Origin of the sequence: uncultured Marinobacter sp., from assembly GCF_947488835.1 — a bacterium.
Lineage (GTDB): Bacteria > Pseudomonadota > Gammaproteobacteria > Pseudomonadales > Oleiphilaceae > Marinobacter.
The window spans coordinates 1,618,080-1,634,863 of the sequence record NZ_CANLBK010000001.1 but is presented as its reverse complement, the minus strand read 5'-3'; the positions used below and the strand labels follow the sequence as shown (position 1 = coordinate 1,634,863).

At 53.6% G+C, this 16,784-nt stretch carries 16 protein-coding genes; 12 read left to right on the top strand and 4 right to left on the bottom strand.

What is annotated here, in order from left to right; genetic code table 11:
* Window positions 1-75: 75 nt before the first annotated feature.
* The 9 genes from Q0824_RS07585 to Q0824_RS07545 all read left to right on the top strand — a co-directional run bounded on the left by Q0824_RS07585 (window position 76) and on the right by Q0824_RS07545 (window position 10,308).
* Entirely contained in the window at window positions 76-882 is an 807-nt protein-coding gene (locus Q0824_RS07585; RefSeq protein WP_298448998.1) for a peptidylprolyl isomerase, read from the top strand.
* 151 nt (window positions 883-1,033) lie between these two features.
* The gene (locus Q0824_RS07580; RefSeq protein ID WP_298448997.1) at window positions 1,034-1,810 is read left to right on the top strand and encodes a Crp/Fnr family transcriptional regulator; all 777 of its coding nucleotides are present in this window, start codon (window positions 1,034-1,036) and stop codon (window positions 1,808-1,810) included.
* Between the two features lie 23 nt (window positions 1,811-1,833).
* Window positions 1,834-2,235, top strand: a complete 402-nt coding sequence (locus Q0824_RS07575; protein WP_298448995.1) for a ribonucleotide reductase subunit alpha — start codon at window positions 1,834-1,836, stop codon at window positions 2,233-2,235.
* Window positions 2,236-2,420: 185 nt separating this feature from the next.
* Complete coding sequence (nosR, locus tag Q0824_RS07570; protein ID WP_298449563.1) at window positions 2,421-4,511, top strand: transcriptional regulator NosR; 2,091 nt, start codon at window positions 2,421-2,423, stop codon at window positions 4,509-4,511.
* 81 nt (window positions 4,512-4,592) lie between these two features.
* Entirely contained in the window at window positions 4,593-6,488 is a 1,896-nt protein-coding gene (gene nosZ, locus Q0824_RS07565; RefSeq protein WP_298448993.1) for a TAT-dependent nitrous-oxide reductase, read from the top strand.
* A 210-nt stretch (window positions 6,489-6,698) separates the two neighbouring features.
* A complete protein-coding gene (locus tag Q0824_RS07560) occupies window positions 6,699-7,964 on the top strand; it encodes a nitrous oxide reductase family maturation protein NosD (RefSeq protein ID WP_298448991.1) in 1,266 nt (421 codons plus the stop codon).
* Window positions 7,964-8,896 carry an ABC transporter ATP-binding protein gene (locus Q0824_RS07555; protein WP_298448989.1) on the top strand — a complete coding sequence of 311 codons (933 nt, stop codon included), beginning with the start codon at window positions 7,964-7,966 and terminating at the stop codon, window positions 8,894-8,896. The genes Q0824_RS07560 and Q0824_RS07555 overlap by 1 nt, the downstream gene beginning before the upstream one ends.
* Window positions 8,893-9,723 carry an ABC transporter permease subunit gene (locus Q0824_RS07550; protein ID WP_298448987.1) on the top strand — a complete coding sequence of 277 codons (831 nt, stop codon included), beginning with the start codon at window positions 8,893-8,895 and terminating at the stop codon, window positions 9,721-9,723. Before Q0824_RS07555 ends, Q0824_RS07550 begins: the two co-directional genes overlap by 4 nt.
* Window positions 9,724-9,765: 42 nt before the next feature.
* Window positions 9,766-10,308: a nitrous oxide reductase accessory protein NosL gene (locus Q0824_RS07545; RefSeq protein WP_298448986.1), complete on the top strand. Its 543-nt coding sequence runs from the start codon at window positions 9,766-9,768 to the stop codon at window positions 10,306-10,308.
* Here the strand turns inward: Q0824_RS07545 and Q0824_RS07540 are convergent.
* Window positions 10,305-12,035, bottom strand: coding sequence for a thiamine pyrophosphate-binding protein (locus Q0824_RS07540; protein WP_298448984.1), 1,731 nt, complete (start codon window positions 12,033-12,035; stop codon window positions 10,305-10,307). The genes Q0824_RS07545 and Q0824_RS07540 overlap by 4 nt on opposite strands.
* Window positions 12,036-12,178: 143 nt before the next feature.
* On the bottom strand, window positions 12,179-13,171 hold the full coding sequence (gene moaA / locus Q0824_RS07535; RefSeq protein WP_298448982.1) for a GTP 3',8-cyclase MoaA: 993 nt from the start codon (window positions 13,169-13,171) through the stop codon (window positions 12,179-12,181).
* A 244-nt stretch (window positions 13,172-13,415) separates the two neighbouring features.
* Between moaA and Q0824_RS07530 the strand changes: the two genes are divergently transcribed.
* Genes Q0824_RS07530 through Q0824_RS07520 form a run of 3 tightly spaced genes read left to right on the top strand, consistent with a single transcriptional unit; the run spans window position 13,416 to window position 14,514 of the window.
* Window positions 13,416-13,631 carry a hypothetical protein gene (locus Q0824_RS07530; protein WP_200368886.1) on the top strand — a complete coding sequence of 72 codons (216 nt, stop codon included), beginning with the start codon at window positions 13,416-13,418 and terminating at the stop codon, window positions 13,629-13,631.
* Between the two features lie 47 nt (window positions 13,632-13,678).
* Window positions 13,679-14,047, top strand: coding sequence for a YbaN family protein (locus Q0824_RS07525; protein ID WP_298448979.1), 369 nt, complete (start codon window positions 13,679-13,681; stop codon window positions 14,045-14,047).
* A 29-nt stretch (window positions 14,048-14,076) separates the two neighbouring features.
* Entirely contained in the window at window positions 14,077-14,514 is a 438-nt protein-coding gene (locus Q0824_RS07520) for an Rrf2 family transcriptional regulator (RefSeq protein WP_298448977.1), read from the top strand.
* Between the two features lie 35 nt (window positions 14,515-14,549).
* Here Q0824_RS07520 and Q0824_RS07515 read toward each other — a convergent pair whose 3' ends face one another.
* Both Q0824_RS07515 and Q0824_RS07510 read right to left on the bottom strand, forming a co-directional pair.
* Window positions 14,550-15,629, bottom strand: a complete 1,080-nt coding sequence (locus tag Q0824_RS07515; RefSeq protein WP_298448975.1) for an acyl-CoA desaturase — start codon at window positions 15,627-15,629, stop codon at window positions 14,550-14,552.
* A 10-nt stretch (window positions 15,630-15,639) separates the two neighbouring features.
* Window positions 15,640-16,755, bottom strand: a complete 1,116-nt coding sequence (locus tag Q0824_RS07510; protein WP_298448973.1) for a ferredoxin reductase — start codon at window positions 16,753-16,755, stop codon at window positions 15,640-15,642.
* Between the last annotated feature and the right edge of the window lie 29 nt (window positions 16,756-16,784).

Here is a 16,784-nt window from a genome sequence, read left to right as displayed (position 1 = left end):
AAGCCCCTCTCCCCTCGCGGGAGAGGGGTTGGGGAGAGGGGGTGGCGCCACTGAAAACATGTACGGAGACTTTCCATGCAACTGATCCCAACCGGTGAACCCGAAAAACCCAGAAACCAGTTTCCGCCAGTGTATGTGGGTGAAACCCTGATACCTGAAGATGATATCGCTCGGGAAATGCAGCACCACCCGTCTGGAGAAGTTGCGGAAGCATGGCACGAAGCCGCCAAAAGCCTTGTTATTCGAGAGCTGCTTCTGCAACAGGCTAAAGTTTTGAAACTGCCAGAAGAGCTGGATGAAGAAGCTGCGATAGCACAGGTGCTCGAGCAGGAGCTCGACGTGCCCCAGCCCAGCGACGAAGACTGCGAGCGCTTTCATGCAGCCAACCCGGGCCGTTTCCGCAGTCCGACATTAATGGCTGTAAGCCACATTCTGCTGGCTGCAGCACCAGACGATGTGCAGGAACGCATGCGGCAGGAAGAAATCGGGCAACAGTTACTTACCTCTTTGATTGAAGGGCGGGCCCAGTTTGCGCCTTTGGCCAAGCAGTACTCTGCGTGTGAATCCCGTCACCAGGGCGGTAGCCTTGGGCAGATCAGCAAGGGGCAGACCGTTGAAGAGTTTGAGCGGCCAGTGCTGACGCTCAAAGAAGGCCTGAATCCGGAATTGATCGAAAGCCGTTATGGCTGGCACATCGTGCGGGTAGATCAGCGTATCGATGGCGAACAGCTGCCATACGAGCATGTAAAACCGCAGATTCGTCAATACCTGAGCGAAAGCGTGACCCGTCGGGCATTTCGTCAGTATTTACAGGTGCTGGCCGTCGAAACAGGTGTTCAGGGGGTCGATCTTGAGCTCCCCGACTCGCCCTTGATGCAGTGATTTAAAGAAAGACACGGATGTCATCCCGGAAAATAGGTAGTAATGCGAAATATTGCGTTAAGTCAATTATTACCAAGTATCCGTGATACTACCCCCATGGGGGGAGCGATTTTTCAGGAGTATCCTCTTATTATCTAAAACATGATTTTGAATGCATGATATGGAAGGGGACAAAGCAATGATGGCTACGCAACCTGCACAAACCCGCTACGCCAAACCTGTTGTGTTGGCTGTGAATGAGTTGACCAACGGCGAAAGCGTGCTGCAGCCCATGCGCAGCCACGCCCTGTTTAACACGCTCAGCGACGCAGACTTTGAGAATCTCGTGCTCCAGTCCCGTCGGCTTCGCTTGGGGCATCATCAACTGCTCTACCGGCAGGACATGCCAGCCCATCACTTCTTCTTTGTGGTATCCGGGCGCTTGCGGCTATACCGGCTGGATTCCTCCGGCATTGATCGAACACTCGATAGTATTGCACCAGGTGACTGCTTTGCAGAAGTAATGATCTACGCCGACCCAGCCCGCTATGCGTGCTACGCCGAAGCATTGAAATCCAGTGAAGTTCTGATGATACCCGTGAAAGCCTATCAGGAACTGCTTGATAGCAAGCCTGAGTATGCCAACGCGGCCCTCCGTCACTACGCCATGCGTGCAGTTTCCCGGTTCCACGATCTTGAAATTATGACGGTTCAAAATGCCCGTGATCGTTTGATCCGTTACCTGATCGATTTGCTGCCAAATGGTGTTTCCGAAGGCGGGGAAGTCGAATTGCCATTGCCAAAGTGCCTGGTAGCGTCCCGGCTTGCGATGCAACCGGAAACCTTCTCGCGGATTTTGGCAGATTTGAAATCCAACGGGCTTGTGCGGGTAAACCGGAGCAAATTGTTTATCTCTGATCCCAAGCGATTGATCGAAATCAGTCAGTAGAAAATTGAAAGGATATTGCCTTCATGATTAGCAGTTACAGTGATTTGATCAAAACAGCAAAAAGTGAACACGAACCCCAGCGCCTATTGTTTGTTTTCTGTCGGGCAGAACTGCCAGATGACGCATCGGCAGACGAAAAAGCCGCATTTGAGCGGGGTGAGGGCGGCGCACTTACGCCCGTTATATGCGTGGACAAAGCCCTCGAAGAAGTCTTGGAGTTTGCTGTACTGGTTGATGAGTCCAAGAGCACTGGCCAGTCATGGGATGTGGTCTTCGTTGCGGCCATGTCTGGCCGAGGGGGCACGGCACCATCGTCCGACGAAGCCCAACAGCCACTGACCATGATGGTGGAGTCGATTCGTTTGGGGCATGTCAGCAATTATCTGCCACTTGATAGGAGTGGGATCGCGGTCAACCTCGGCTAGCCAGGATGCCTTTTTGCTTCTTGCGAAAAAGACATATCCATATAGAGGTATTTGAATTATTCCTCGATCGCATAGGCTGTTTAACTCAGGCGTAGGTGATTCGCTGTTTCCGTTGGGGGCTTGTTTTGAACGTTATTTTTCGCAGTGTCTTTTGTATTTTTACCCTGCTTTTCGCAACTTTGTCGATGGTTCAGGCAGCACCGCTCAGCCAGTATGAGCCGGTGTCTGGCAGGCAGGTTATCCAAAAGGCCTTCCCGGAAGTAGATCGGGTTGAACCACGGGAAGGCAACCGCGCTATCCAGGAGTTGTATGCCGCTGACGAACTGAAAGGTTATGCCTATCAATCCCTGGATTTTGTGCAAACGCCTGCCTATTCCGGCAAACCACTGAACGCCATGGTGGTGCTCGATACCGAAGGCACTATCCGCTTTGCCAAAGTGATTCACCATGATGAGCCCATACTTCTGGTGGGCATTCCCGAAAGTAAGATGCACGCATTTACCGATCAGTACACCGGCTTGAAAGCAGATCAGCGGGTTACTGTCGGTGGCACCTCTACCGAGCGCAAGATTGCTGTTGACGGGCTCTCCGGTGCCACAGTTACGGTTATGGTGATCAACGAAGTCATTATGCGCACCGCGCACCGGGTGGGGGTTGAACTTGGGCTGGTAGAAGGCAGCGGCACCAAGCGACCGCCAGCGGCTGAGGTTGTCAAAGATGGTTTTCAGCCTCGCACCTGGGAAGAATTGACCGGCGACGGCTCGATTCGCCGCATGCTGCTGACCAAAGGCCAGGTAGATGACTCCTTCAAAGGCACTGAAGCGGAAGGCGTTGAAACAGCTGCACCTGATGAGCGTGATGAGCCACTGATTGATCTGTATGCAACTTACCTGGATTCACCGGTGATTGGTCGGAATCTGCTGGGTGAAAAACAGTATGACTGGTTGATGTCCGAGCTGAAGGAAGGGGAGCAGGCTATTGCCGTATTGGCTAACGGTGACTATTCCTTCAAGGGCTCGGGCTATGTGCGCGGGGGTATCTTCGACCGCGTTCAGATCCGACAGTACGGCGATACCTTCAACTTCCGCGACCTGGACTTTTTTCGCCTGAGCGATGTTTACGCGGCAGGCATGCCCAGCTTCAAGGAAATGGCGATTTTCATTGTTCGCCAGCAGCACAACTTTGATCCGGGGTCACCCTGGACTCTGGAACTGACGGTAAAACGACAGACAGGCCCGCTGGACAGTGAGTTCCAGGTGTTTCCTCTGGAATACCAGCTGCCGGAACAGTATTACACCCGTGCAGAACCGGTGCTCACAGACGAAGAATGGCTCGAAACCCAGCCCCTATGGGTTCAGGTTTGGTATCAGCGCCAGTTCCAGGTGATCGTTCTGGGCATTGGAATTGGTGTGTTGCTACTGATCCTGTTCTTCCAGGACTGGCTGGTGAAAAAGCCCAGGATGACTCGTTGGATTCGCCACGCATTTCTCACCTACACCTTGTTCTTCATTGGTTGGTATGCCCTGGGCCAGTTGTCTATCGTTAACGTCTTGGCATTTGTGCACAGTCTGGTCAGCGGTTTCACCTGGGAAACCTTCCTGATTGATCCGATTATCTTTGTGCTCTGGGCTTCTGTGGCGGGCATCGTGTTGCTCTGGGGGCGTGCTGTTTATTGTGGTTGGCTGTGCCCGTTTGGGGCGCTGCAGGAGCTGATCAACGAGATTGCACGCTTCTTCAAGGTTCCCCAGTACAACGTGCCCTGGCCTATTCATGAGCGTTTGTGGGCGGTGAAGTACATCGTATTGCTGGTGCTGTTCGGGGTGTCTCTGGACTCGCTGGCAACCGCTGAGAGGATGGCAGAAATCGAGCCCTTCAAAACCGCAATTACCCTTCGCTTTGATCGCAGTTGGCCGTTTGTCACCTACGCGGTTCTGCTACTCGTAGTGAACATTTTTACTCGCAAGGTTTTCTGCCGCTACATGTGCCCGCTGGGCGCTGCACTGGCGTTGCCGACCAAGTTGCGTGTTTTCGACTGGCTCAAGCGTCGTAAGGAGTGCGGCAACCCTTGCCAGCTGTGTGCCAAGGAATGCGAAGTGCAGGCTATTCACCCTGACGGCACCATCAACTACCAGGAATGTCACTACTGTCTGGACTGCCAGATGACCTATTTCGATGACCACAAATGTCCTCCGCTTATCGTCAAGCGTCGTGGCAAGCGTCGTGGTCATAACGCCCCGGGCCGCCCTGAGGAGATTCCAGTGGTGCAGGTGACGTAGCAGTGTAAAACCAAAAATAAAATCGAAATAGAAATAGAAATAGAAATAGAACCGCCATTACCAATAACGGAGTTCAATGCTATGAAAAAGAAAGAAGAGTTAGGAAAGGATCTTGCCGAAAATGGCGAAAGCGGGTTGAGCCGTCGTCGCTTCCTTGGCGCGACTGCTCTGGCTGGCGCAGTGGGTGCTGCAGGCCTTGGTGGCGCTGTAATGACCCGTGAGTCCTTTGCTGCTGCAGCGAAGGAAGCTCAGAACAAGATTCACGTAGGGCCGGGCGAACTGGACGAATACTACGGTTTCTGGAGCGGTGGTCATCAGGGTGAGGTTCGTGTTCTTGGCGTTCCGTCCATGCGTGAAATCATGCGGATCCCCGTATTCAACGTTGATTCAGCCACAGGCTGGGGTATCACCAACGAAAGTAAGGATATTCTGGGTCGCGACAAAACCTACCTGAACGGCGATTGCCACCACCCGCACGTTTCCATGACCGACGGTCGTTACGATGGCAAGTACCTGTTCATCAACGACAAGGCCAACACCCGTGTTGCCCGTATCCGCCTGGATATCATGAAGTGCGACAAGATTACTCACGTTCCGAACGTGCAAGCCATTCACGGGTTGCGCCTGCAGAAAGTGCCCCACACTAAGTATGTGTTCTGCAACGCAGAATATATGATTCCGCACCCCAATGACGGTAGCGATTTCTCCATGGAGAACAGCTACACCATGTTTAACGCGCTGGACGCGGAAACCATGGAAGTCGCCTGGCAGGTGATTGTAGACGGCAACCTGGACAACACAGACGCCGATTACACTGGCAAATATGCGGCTTCTACCTGCTACAACTCCGAGAAAGCGACGGATTTGGCCGGTACCATGCGTAACGACCGCGACTGGGTAGTTGTGTTCAACATTGAGCGCATTGAGGAAGCCGTCAAGAATGGCGATTTCAAAACTCTGGGCGACTCGAAAGTTCCAGTGGTTGATGGTCGTGGTAAATCCAGGCTGACCCGTTATATTCCTGTGCCAAAGAACCCGCACGGCGTTAACACGTCACCAGATGGCAAGTACTTCATTGCCGCCGGTAAGCTGTCGCCAACCTGTTCGGTGATCGCCATCGATAAGCTGGACGATGTGTTTGATGACAAAATCGAACTTCGTGATGTGATTGTTGCCGAGCCGGAGCTGGGTCTTGGGCCTCTGCACACCACCTACGATGGTCGTGGTAATGCTTATACCACGCTGTTTATCGATAGCCAGGTAGCCAAGTGGAACATTGCGGATGCCATCAAGCACTACAATGGTGAGAAGGTGAACTACCTGCGCCAGAAGCTGGATGTGCATTACCAGCCAGGCCATAACCATGCGTCTCTGACGGAATCCCGCGATGCCGATGGTAAGTGGTTGGTTGTGTTGTCCAAGTTCTCGAAGGACCGCTTCTTGCCGGTTGGCCCTCTGCACCCGGAGAACGATCAGCTGATCGATATTTCTGGCGAGGAAATGAAGCTGGTTCACGATGGTCCTGCGTTCGCAGAGCCGCACGACTGTATTCTGGTTCGCCGTGATCAGATTAAAACCAAGAAGGTTTACACTCGTGACGATCCGTATTTCGCCGGTGCCCGTGCTCAGGCGGAGAAAGACGGAGTTGCTCTGGAGTATGACAACAAGGTGATTCGCGACGGTAACAAGGTTCGCGTTTACATGACGTCGGTTGCACCTATGTTTGGCCTGACTGAGTTCAAGGTGAAGCAGGGCGATGAGGTAACTGTGTATGTTACTAACCAGGATACCATTGAGGATGTGACTCACGGTTTCTGTATGGTAAACCACGGTGTGGGCATGGAAATCAGCCCTCAGCAGACCTCTTCGGTGACCTTCATTGCGGATAAGCCGGGTGTTCACTGGTACTACTGCAACTGGTTCTGTCACGCTCTGCACATGGAGATGACGGGTCGGATGTTGGTAGAGCCGGCTTGATTTAGGTGTTTTGACCGGGGCCCTTTATAGGGCTCCGGTTATTTCTGATTTTGGAGTAGCAAGACACTGGAAGAGCGCTTTTCAAAACACGCTGTGAATACGTCCGTGTACGCTTGGCTTCGCCATCCATGGCTTCGCACAGTTTTGAAAAGCGCTCTTCCAGTCTCTTGCCCGAACTTGGCAGTAGCTTTTAGCTCGAGAATTTATTTGATGCACCACATTTTGCGTTTAGGGGCGGCCCTGACAGTCGCCTTGCTATCGCTGACCGCTCAGGCCGATATTCAGCAACAGTTGGATGATTTGGAGCCGGGCGCTACCTTTGAACTCCCTTCTGAAATCCTTCCGCCTTTGGCCATTCGGGTGCCGGGGGTGACTGTAGCCTGTGGTTCGGAAACGCTGATTGACGGCGGTGGCGCAGGCAATGGGGTGGTGATTGGGGCAGAGGATGTAACGCTTTCAGGGTGTCGTATCCGCAATTGGGGTACGGACTTGAACCAACTAAATGCAGGCGTTTTCGTAAAGCGTGAGGCCCGTGGCGCCACTGTTGAGAACAGTGATCTGCAAGGTACGGCGTTTGGTATCTGGCTGGATGCAGCACCGGATGTGACGGTGAGAAACAATACGATCCGTGGTGATGCGACGGTTCGCCCGAACGATCGGGGTAATGGCATTCATCTGTTCAATACCACCGGGGCTTTGATTGAAGGCAATGATATTCGCCAGACCCGGGATGCGATTTATATCGAGACGGCGAACCGGAACAGGATTCGCAATAACACCATGGCGGATCTGCGTTATGGGATTCACTATATGTATTCCATGGATAATCTCCTGGAAGGCAATGTGACCCGGGGGACCCGAACGGGTTATGCCTTGATGCAGAGTAAGCGCCTTACGGTGATTAATAACCGCTCTGAGAACGATGAGAATTACGGCATTCTTATGAACTTTATTACCCAGTCGGTGCTGCGGGGGAATGTGGTTTCGGGGGTGTCTCAAGGGCAGACGGCCGGGGTGTCGGTTTCCGGTGCGGAAGGCAAGGCCGTGTTTATCTATAACTCTTTGTACAATACCTTCGAAGACAATGTGTTTCGGGACAGTGGGGTGGGTATTCACCTGACCGCCGGCTCGGAAGATAATGATGTGTTCCGCAATGCGTTTATCAACAATCAGCGGCAGGTTAAGTATGTAGCCCTGCGAACGCAGGAATGGTCGAAGGACGGTGTGGGCAATTACTGGAGTGATTACCTGGGCTGGGATCGCAACCAGGACGGTGTTGGTGATGTGCCTTATGAGCCTAACGATAATGTTGACCGACTGTTGTGGACCTACCCTGAAGCGAAAATCCTGATGTTCAGCCCGGCGGTGGATACGCTGCGCTGGGTTCAGGAGGCGTTTCCTGTGGTTAAGGCCGCGGGTGTCAAAGATTCTTACCCGTTAATGAGCCCCCCTAAATTGTTGGAGCCGGAGTCCTGATGAGCTGTTTTCGTCTTGAGAATGTGAGCTACCGGTACGATAAAGCGCTGGTACTGAATGGCGTTGATCTACGCCTTGAACCCGGGGAAATTCTCGGGTTGTTTGGCCACAATGGTGCAGGCAAAACTACCAGCATCAAACTGATTCTGGGGCTGATGACGCCGTCGCAGGGCAAAGTGTCTGTACTCGATGGCGAAGCGGGCGATCCCAAAATCAGCCAGTACATCGGTTACTTGCCTGAAAACGTAATGTTTTATCCGCAGCTGACCGGCCGTGAAATTCTCGCGCATTTTGCACGCCTGAAAGGCGCCAATCTGCGGCAGGTTCCTGAGTTGTTGGGGCAGGTAGGGCTGGATGATGCCATGGATGCCCGGGTCAAAACCTATTCCAAGGGTATGCGCCAACGCTTGGGATTAGCCCAGGCCTTGCTTGGAAAACCGCGTTTGTTGATGCTGGATGAGCCCACGGTTGGTTTGGACCCAATAGCGACCGCTGACCTCTACCGTTTGTTACGAACGCTGCGGGACGATGGAACGGGTGTTGTCCTATGTTCCCACGTACTTCCCGGTGTGGAACCTTACATTGATCGGGCTGCGATTCTGACGGATGGCAGCCTGAAGGCGGCGGGGGATCTCGCATCCTTGCGCCGACAAGCCAACATGCCCACAACCCTTTCTATAGAGCCTGAAAACACCGTGGCGGCGCTGGAGGCGGTTGTAAATAATGCCCCGGCTTCAGCAGGGCTGATGATGCATCAGGCCAACGGGCGGCTGCGTGTAGATGTTCGGCCGGCAGAAAAAATGGAGCTGGTGAAGGCTTTGGTTGCATCGGGCGAAGTGCGTGATTTGGGTATTTACGAGCCAACGCTGGAGGATGTGTACGTGCACTTTATCGGTTCGGGTGGGCTTGCTCATCGTGGAGGCGCCCAATGAACAGCATCTGGACAATTGCACGTAAAGAATTAAGCGACAGCCTGCGGAACCGTTGGCTGATCGCCATTGCTTTGGTGTTTGCCACACTTGCGGTGGGCATCGCCTGGTTTGGTGCAGCGGCCTCGGGGCAGGTGGGTTATGCGTCTACCCCTGCAACCATTGCCAGCCTGGCGAGCCTGGGTATCTTTCTTATTCCGCTCATTGCACTGCTACTGGCTTACGACGCCATTGTGGGTGAGGAAGAGGGCGGTACACTTCTGCTGCTAATGACGTATCCGCTAAGTCGCGGGCAGTTGTTGTTCGGGAAGTTTCTGGGGCACGGGCTGACATTGGCTTTGGCGACCTTCATAGGCTTTGGCGTAGCAGGCGTTGCCATTGCCTTATTGGTAGAAGACGTTGCCGTTGGTGCTCTTACTGTCGCTATGTTGCGCTTTATTGTTTCGACAACGTTACTGGGTTGGAGCTTCATTGCACTGGCGTACGTGGTCAGCGTGCGGGTAAGTGAGAAGCCCATTGCTGCTGGGTTGGCCTTGGCGATCTGGTTTTTCTTTGTGCTTATTTTCGATTTGTTGCTGCTGGGCACGCTGGTCGCCAGCCAGGGCGAGTTCAACCCGGAATTGTTGCCATGGCTTCTGTTGCTCAATCCGACCGACATATACCGTCTACTGAATATCGTTACCTTCAGCGACAGCACTCAGCTTAGCGGTGTTCTCAGTCTTGGCTCTGATTTGCCCATTGGCCCGAGCGGGCTATGGCTGGCACTGGTTTTCTGGTTTGTTATTCCTTTAACCGGCGCCTGGGCATTGTTCCGTGGCCGCCGCATCTGATTTCCGCAACCACACTATGGCTATCACACTATGGAGAGCTCCATGAAGTCTGCTCAATTCAAATCCCTGCCGTTCCTGTTGATGTTCGCATTGCTTTTAGGGGGATGCTCGGGCGAAGCAGAGAAGGTCGTCGAAAAGCCTGCGCCAGTGCATATTGAATCTGGTGACGAATGCCACGTATGCGGCATGGCCATCACCCGTTTCCCCGGCCCGAAGGGCGAAGTGATTACCGAGAAAGAGCAAACAGTCCACAAGTTCTGCTCCACCCGCGATATGTTCGCTTGGGCGTTGCAACCCGAGAACGTCGTGCGCAAGCACACCCTGTACGTTCACGACATGAGCCAAACCGAATGGGCCAGCCCGGATGATGCCGCCCTGATCGATGCCCGCGAGGCTGTGTACGTGGTGGGTTCTGAGCGCGAAGGCGCCATGGGCCAGACTCTGGCATCCTTCTCCACAGAATCGGCAGCTCATGACTTCATGACGGAGCATGGGGGTGAAATCATACGGTACGATGCAATCACCCTGGAGCATCTCAACACAGAGATGCCCATGGGAGATATGCATGGGGAAATGCAGCACTAAGGTCGGACTTTTCTCCAAAGCGCCCGCCCCACAACCCTCACCTTGTCCCGGGTCGCCATTCTACCAAGGTTGGTTTTTACCACGCCTTTGGTGAACCGGGTCGATTTGGAATAGTCGATGCGTACGTCTACCAGAACCGGCCGCCCAGCGGCCGACTTCAGCAACGCGATCTCCAGGCCGTCAGAAATACTTTCATTTCCCGCCATTGAAACAAACTCCACGCCAACGGCTTTGGCAAAGGCCTCATAGTCCATGGCGCCCAGCACCGTGCAGGTTTTCTGGTTATACGGAATTTGCTGTGCCTGAGCAATTTGCGACAATTCACCATCGTTGAATACAAAAATCATCACCCCGACGCCCAGGCGTGCAGCAGTGACCAGCTCCATTCCAGTCATCAGCAATGCCCCATCGCCTACAATACCGACGACCTGGCGCTTTGGGTTCGCCAGCTTTGCACCGATGGCACCGGGAACGCAGTACCCCATGGCGTTGAAATCGCTGGGGGACATGTAGTTTCGTGCGCCCAGTATGGGCAACAGCTCAGCCACCAGGAAGGTGTGGTTGCCGTCGTCAGCGACGACAATTGCATCGTCATCAAGGCGCTCACGAAGGTGGCTGAAAAACAGCTCCGGGTTTACCCGGTCGCCGCTGTCGTGATCCCGCCACTCTTTCTTGTAGGCAGCCTTGTCCTGGGCAATCTGCTCGCGAATGCCGGTGCTGGATGCAGTGGGCTGTAAAGTTTTGACCGCTTTCAGAAGCGCGGGCAGTGTAACCCTCGCATCTCCCTCAAGGGTATGGCTGGCCGGGTAGTTGGCGCTGAATACCTCAGGGTTGATGTCCATGTGAATCAGAGTCTCTGGCGGACTAATGCCATAGCTCCCCGTGGGGATTTCCGAGAATCGGGTTCCTATAGCTAACAGGCAGTCTACCTTGGCGAAGGCGTTGGTTGCTGCCGGAACCGCGTAATTGCCCATGCCCATGCCGGTGTGCAAAGGATGGTTGCCCGGGAAGGCGCTTAGTCCCTGAAGGGTTGTTGAAACCGGCGCATCCAGTAGCTCTGCCAGTTCAATTAACTCGGCCTGGGCATCAACCGAGCCCCAGCCAGCGAAAATTCCCGGTTGCTTAGCTTGCACCAGAGCCTGGGCTGCCGCATCCACCAACGCTTGATCTGGCTGTTCTGGTGGTTGCGGTGCCTGATAAAGAGGCATGTCATCCACATCACCCAGAAAGTTGCTTATGTTGACCGGAATTTCAATAAAGACGGGGCCGGGCTCGCCGCCCATGGCCACGTTATAGGCTTCGTAAAGTGTAGGGATAATTTCCCGATGACTGGCAATGCGCCAGGTTTTCTTGGTAATCGGCTTGAGCAGGGCGTGCTGATCCATCTCGTGGAGTTGGTATCTGTGCCCGGATTCCGAATGAATCCCACCAGAAATAATCAGCATGGGTATGCCGTCAATGCCCGCTTCGCCAATGCCGCTTGCAGCATGGGTAACCCCCGCGGCAGGCACAATCAGAAGTGTGCCCAGTTCAGCACCGGTGCGGCTGATGGCATCAGCCATGAAGGCACCACCACACTCATGGGTAACCAGTGTTGGTTCAATGCTTTCAGAGCGGTTCAGCTCATCATAAATTTCGGTGGTATGAACGCCGGGAATGCCGAATGTGCGACGTATACCGAGTTGCTCCAAAGCGTGGCGAACGAGAGTCGCTCCGGTTTTTTTCATGAATATGCCCTGAGTATTATTGTTTTGAGTTCAAGAGCTTAATGCTTAACGATCAATCAGGCCAGTGAAGTGAAGGGTGTTAAAGAGAGGAAGAGTTTTTAAGCGGCGGATTTGGCCAGAAATGAGCCAGGTACCCGGGGGAATCATCCCCCGGTCATATTCATGAAGCGCAGGATTTGCACATCGCCGTTGCTGGAGAAATGATGACGTTCGGGCTTCAGATCCATGGAGTCGATGATGGTTTGCCGCAGTTTGTCGTCATTTACCGGGTGGCCGCGAAGTACTCGGCGAAGGTCCACAGAATGCTCGTTGCCCAGACACAGGAGGAGCCGGCCTTCAACAGTTACGCGCACCCGATTGCAGGTGGAGCAAAAGTTGTGGGAATGAGGCGAGATGAAGCCCACCTTGATGGGGCTGTCTGACATCCGGTAATAGCGAGCGGGGCCGCCGGAGTCTTCGGGGGTGGGCATCAGGTCGTGATGCTGGCGAACAATGTCACGCACCTCATCACTGGTGCACAGAGCCTGCCCGCGATCGTGCTCGGAAATCTCGCCTAAGGGCATTTCCTCAATAAAGGTGATGTCGACGTTTTTCTTCCGGGCAAACTCGATCAAATCCGGAACTTCGTGATCATTGCCGCCTTTCATTACCACGGTGTTCAGTTTGATGCCTTTAAAGCCGGCGTCTCTTGCAGCGTCTATACCTTCCAGCACCCGCGACAACTTGCCTGTGCGAGTAATGCTTGCGAATTTTTCCGGGTCGAGAGAATCGAGGCTGATATTCAGTCGCTTCAGACCCGCTTTGCGCAGAGGTTCTGCCATGGTGGGTAACTGGCTGCCATTGGTGGTCATGGCAAAATCACGCAGGCCGTAGGTGCCTATCTCCCGAACCAGTTCAAGAATGTCTTTGCGGACCAGAGGCTCGCCACCTGTCAGACGGATTTTTTCCGTGCCCAGGGACACAAATGTTTTGGCAACCCGGGCGATCTCCTCAAGCGTCAGAACCTGTTGCCGAGGGAGAAAGGTCATCTCCTCTGCCATGCAATAAACGCAGCGAAAGTCGCAGCGGTCGGTAACGGACAGGCGCACGTAGTTGACGGTTCTGCCAAAACGGTCTGTCAGTTTGCTATGGGACATTGGCTTCTTTCCTGTAACTGCTGAATGCACGCTTACGGATTGAGTATAGCTCCAGTATCGCAGAATCAAACCCCGAATCAGATACCCCTCGCGGGGTAAGCCCGGTGGCGCCCTGTATCGGCAAGCATAGTGCGGGGATTCTTGATTCAGTCAGAAAGTGATTGATTTTTGCTCGAAACATGATTATAAAATACATGTTACTAGTTGGCGGCATAAGCCCAAAGATAGTTTGCTGGAGAATAGAATGGAAAAACTGCTGTTTCGAGCCAATAGTGCGATGGTTTGGTCTTTGATTGGGTTGGTTGCCACAGTCTTGATGGCGTACCCCCTGGCTGGCCGGTTCCCCATGATGATTCAGGTACTGGCCCATGTGGGTACCTTACTGTTTGCCGTTGGTATCAAAATATCCTACGTCGCTCGGTTGGTGTTTTTAAGTCGCTTGGGAAGACCTGTTCACTGATAAACGGTAGAATAGGTGAAAGATTGAGCAATGCTGAGGTCCCCGCTATGACCGTGCGACCCGGGAAAACAGGTTTCAGGGTTCTTGCGTATATATCCATAGGTTTAGCCGCCATCGGTGTGGTGTTGCCTTTATTGCCAACCACGCCTTTTGTTTTGCTGGCAGCGTTTTTTGCGAGCAAGGGCTCCCCGGCATTTGCCAGTTGGCTTGAGGAGCATCGGTCGTTTGGCCCCGCCATCAGAGACTGGCGCCGGAATAGGGTTATACCCTTGAGGGCCAAAGTGCTCGCGTGTGGCATGATGGCGTTGAGCTGGGGAATACTATTCGCGATGGGTGCGGCTACAGTGGTTTTGGCCATCTCGGGAACTTTCCTCGCGGGCGTAGCGTCTTATTTGCTTACCAGGCCTTCGTACTGATCGCTTTCATAGAATAACCGGAGTGTTGAATGCATATTACCCGTTACACCGATTACTCGCTTCGCGTGCTGATTTATCTGACGGTGCAGGGGGATCGCCTGACAACTATCCAGGAAATTGCAGACAGCTATGACATCTCCAAAAACCACCTGATGAAGGTGGTGCACCAGCTCAACAAGAATGGCTACATAGAAACAGTACGCGGGAAAAAAGGCGGTATGAGGCTGCACAGGGCACCTGAGGATATCAACATAGGTATGCTGGTGCGTGATACCGAGCATGACCTCAGTATTGTTGAGTGCTATTCCGACAAAAATACCTGCAAAATTTCTCCAGTTTGTGGGCTTAAACCCATATTCGGAGAAGCCCTGCAGGCATTCCTTTCGGTGCTCGACAAATACACATTGAAAGACATCATGAATGATCAGCATCAACCGCAATTATTAAAACTGCTGCAAATCGCCTGATCACCCTCCTTTCAGTCATTCTACCCCGGCCAGTTTCAGGCCGGTTGGCTCTCAAGCCGCATCCGTAGCCGGTCCGGTAACGAGTATTTCAGTATTCTTTTGACGACCGTGCCGTATTGGTGCCTGAAGCTGCCGGTGTTGTAGTGGATGCCATGCTTACGGCAGACTTCCTGAACTTTCTCGGAAACCTCGGGGTATCGGTGTGCCGGCAGGTCCGGGAAGATGTGGTGCTCGACCTGGTAGCTCAAATGCCCGCTAAGCAGGTGTATAAATTTGTTGCCTGTGAAGTTTGAAGACCCGGTAAGCTGGCGCAGATACCAGTGCCCTTTACTTTCATTCTCGCACTCTTCCTCATCGAAGGTTTCCGCGTCCTCAGTGAAGTGGCCGCAGAAAATCACCGTGGACGACCACAGGTTGCGCATCAAGTTGGCGCCGAGGTTTCCAGCGAGCACGATGGGGGCCACAGGAAAGGTAATGAGCGGGAAGAACACATAGTCTTTGAACGCTTGACGCCCACCTTTGCGAAGAGCGTCTTTCAGAAATGGTATTTTGTCGCGAAAGCGAATCTCTCCGCGTCTTACCCGCTCGAACTCCAATTCATGCAGGCTTACGCCCCACTGAAAGAAAACACTGAGCATTACGTAGCTTAAAAACTGCAGGCTGTGGGCGGGGTGCCATTTTTCATCATCGCTCAGGCGCAGCAGTGCATAGCCATAGTCCCGATCTTTGCCGATGATGTTGGTGTAAGTGTGGTGCTCGTAATTGTGCGTGCGGCGCCAGGAATCGGATGAACACGCGGTATCCCACTCATAAGTTTGTGAGTGCAGGGTGGGATCGTTCATCCAGTCATACTGGCCGTGCATCACGTTGTGGCCAATCTCCATGTTCTCAATGATTTTGGATAGGCCCAATGAGACCGTTGCAGCCACAAATACCGGCGGGATAAAGCCAAATGGCATCATTACCCGGCCGCCTACCTCAAGAGCACGGTGCAATCGAATGACTCGACGAATGTAGTTGGCATCCCGCTCTCCAAGATCTGCGACGATTTCATCCCGAATGCTGTTCAGGTCTTGCGCTAATTCCTGGAGCTGGTCTTCGGTCATCTGTTTCATATTTTGCTCCTTAAATCTCGATGGTCACAGGGCCATGGGGAATGGATATACAAAGCTGAACGCTTTCCTCCCCCGGTCCGGAGGCCTTGCCTGTGAGCCTGTTAATGACGGTGCCGCTGGTTTTTCGACAGCTGCATTGATGGCAAATGCCCATGCGACAGCCGTGGCGGGGAGCGAGGCCTGAGGCCTCTGCGATTTCCAGAAGGCTGGCATCGCCCTCGGAGCTGGCTTGCAGATTGCTCTTTCGAAACTGCACCTTGCCGCCAAGAGCCTGGTTTGCAAGGTCTGAGTTCAGTGCCGGAGCTGCAGTAGAAAAGAAGGTACTGTGGATATCCGTTTCGCGAACACCATGCTCGTGCAGTTGTTTGTTGGCCAGCTCCATCAGGCCCATAGGGCCACACAGGTAGACCTGTCTGGCTTTGAGCCCGGGCACCGCTTCCAGGTCCCGGCCTTTTAAATACCGGGGCTTGTCACTTTCATCCGTCGGGATGATTTTCAGGGTCAGCGCGGTGTAGCGGCGTTCAATAGCGTGCAACCGCTCGGAGGCCATGATGTCCTGCTGGGTGCGCACGAAATAGAGCAGGGTGACCGGTGCCCGGAAGTCCTGGGCTGCCATGGTTTCCAGATGACTCAAAACAGGTGTGATCCCGCTACCGCCTGCAATAAACAGCACAGGCTGCGCCGTTTCTGGCAGTAGAAAATCGCCGAAAGCTTCGCCCAACCCCAGCACTTGACCGTCTCTCAGGTTGTCGTGCAGCCAGTTGGTTACCAGACCACCAGGCAGGCGTTTGATGGTCAGGGTGACAAGCCCTTGTTTGGCCCAAAACTCCGGTGAGCTTGAGAGACTAAAGGTACGGGTACGCAAGACGCCGTTGATCTCAACGCAAATATTGACGTGTTGACCGGCCTGAAAGCCTGCCCACCGTGCGGCAGGTTTCAGTACAAATGTGCGTGTGTCAGCGGTTTCCTGAATTATTTGCTCAACCCGTGCGAGCGTTTGACCCTGCACCAGCATGGGGTCAACTGTCTCTAACAGTGGATCGAAGAAGGAAGCCGGATCAGTCCGGTTAAAAAGCTGCCGTCCAAGCCAGTGCAGAGCTCTTGTTTGGGGGGGTCTTGCCAGCATGATGTTTTCTCCTTATGCGGCCTGGCTTA

What these genes read in the sequence shown, in the direction of transcription:
- Q0824_RS07585 (WP_298448998.1), top strand. Translation starts at nt 76, where the DNA reads ATGCAACTGATCCCAACCGGTGAACCCGAAAAACCCAGAAACCAGTTT.
- Q0824_RS07580 (WP_298448997.1), top strand. Translation starts at nt 1,034, where the DNA reads ATGCATGATATGGAAGGGGACAAAGCAATGATGGCTACGCAACCTGCA.
- Q0824_RS07575 (WP_298448995.1), top strand. Translation starts at nt 1,834, where the DNA reads ATGATTAGCAGTTACAGTGATTTGATCAAAACAGCAAAAAGTGAACAC.
- nosR (WP_298449563.1), top strand. Translation starts at nt 2,421, where the DNA reads ATGGTTCAGGCAGCACCGCTCAGCCAGTATGAGCCGGTGTCTGGCAGG.
- nosZ (WP_298448993.1), top strand. Translation starts at nt 4,593, where the DNA reads ATGAAAAAGAAAGAAGAGTTAGGAAAGGATCTTGCCGAAAATGGCGAA.
- Q0824_RS07560 (WP_298448991.1), top strand. Translation starts at nt 6,699, where the DNA reads ATGCACCACATTTTGCGTTTAGGGGCGGCCCTGACAGTCGCCTTGCTA.
- Q0824_RS07555 (WP_298448989.1), top strand. Translation starts at nt 7,964, where the DNA reads ATGAGCTGTTTTCGTCTTGAGAATGTGAGCTACCGGTACGATAAAGCG.
- Q0824_RS07550 (WP_298448987.1), top strand. Translation starts at nt 8,893, where the DNA reads ATGAACAGCATCTGGACAATTGCACGTAAAGAATTAAGCGACAGCCTG.
- Q0824_RS07545 (WP_298448986.1), top strand. Translation starts at nt 9,766, where the DNA reads ATGAAGTCTGCTCAATTCAAATCCCTGCCGTTCCTGTTGATGTTCGCA.
- Q0824_RS07540 (WP_298448984.1), bottom strand. Translation starts at nt 12,035, where the DNA reads ATGAAAAAAACCGGAGCGACTCTCGTTCGCCACGCTTTGGAGCAACTC.
- moaA (WP_298448982.1), bottom strand. Translation starts at nt 13,171, where the DNA reads ATGTCCCATAGCAAACTGACAGACCGTTTTGGCAGAACCGTCAACTAC.
- Q0824_RS07530 (WP_200368886.1), top strand. Translation starts at nt 13,416, where the DNA reads ATGGAAAAACTGCTGTTTCGAGCCAATAGTGCGATGGTTTGGTCTTTG.
- Q0824_RS07525 (WP_298448979.1), top strand. Translation starts at nt 13,679, where the DNA reads ATGACCGTGCGACCCGGGAAAACAGGTTTCAGGGTTCTTGCGTATATA.
- Q0824_RS07520 (WP_298448977.1), top strand. Translation starts at nt 14,077, where the DNA reads ATGCATATTACCCGTTACACCGATTACTCGCTTCGCGTGCTGATTTAT.
- Q0824_RS07515 (WP_298448975.1), bottom strand. Translation starts at nt 15,629, where the DNA reads ATGAAACAGATGACCGAAGACCAGCTCCAGGAATTAGCGCAAGACCTG.
- Q0824_RS07510 (WP_298448973.1), bottom strand. Translation starts at nt 16,755, where the DNA reads ATGCTGGCAAGACCCCCCCAAACAAGAGCTCTGCACTGGCTTGGACGG.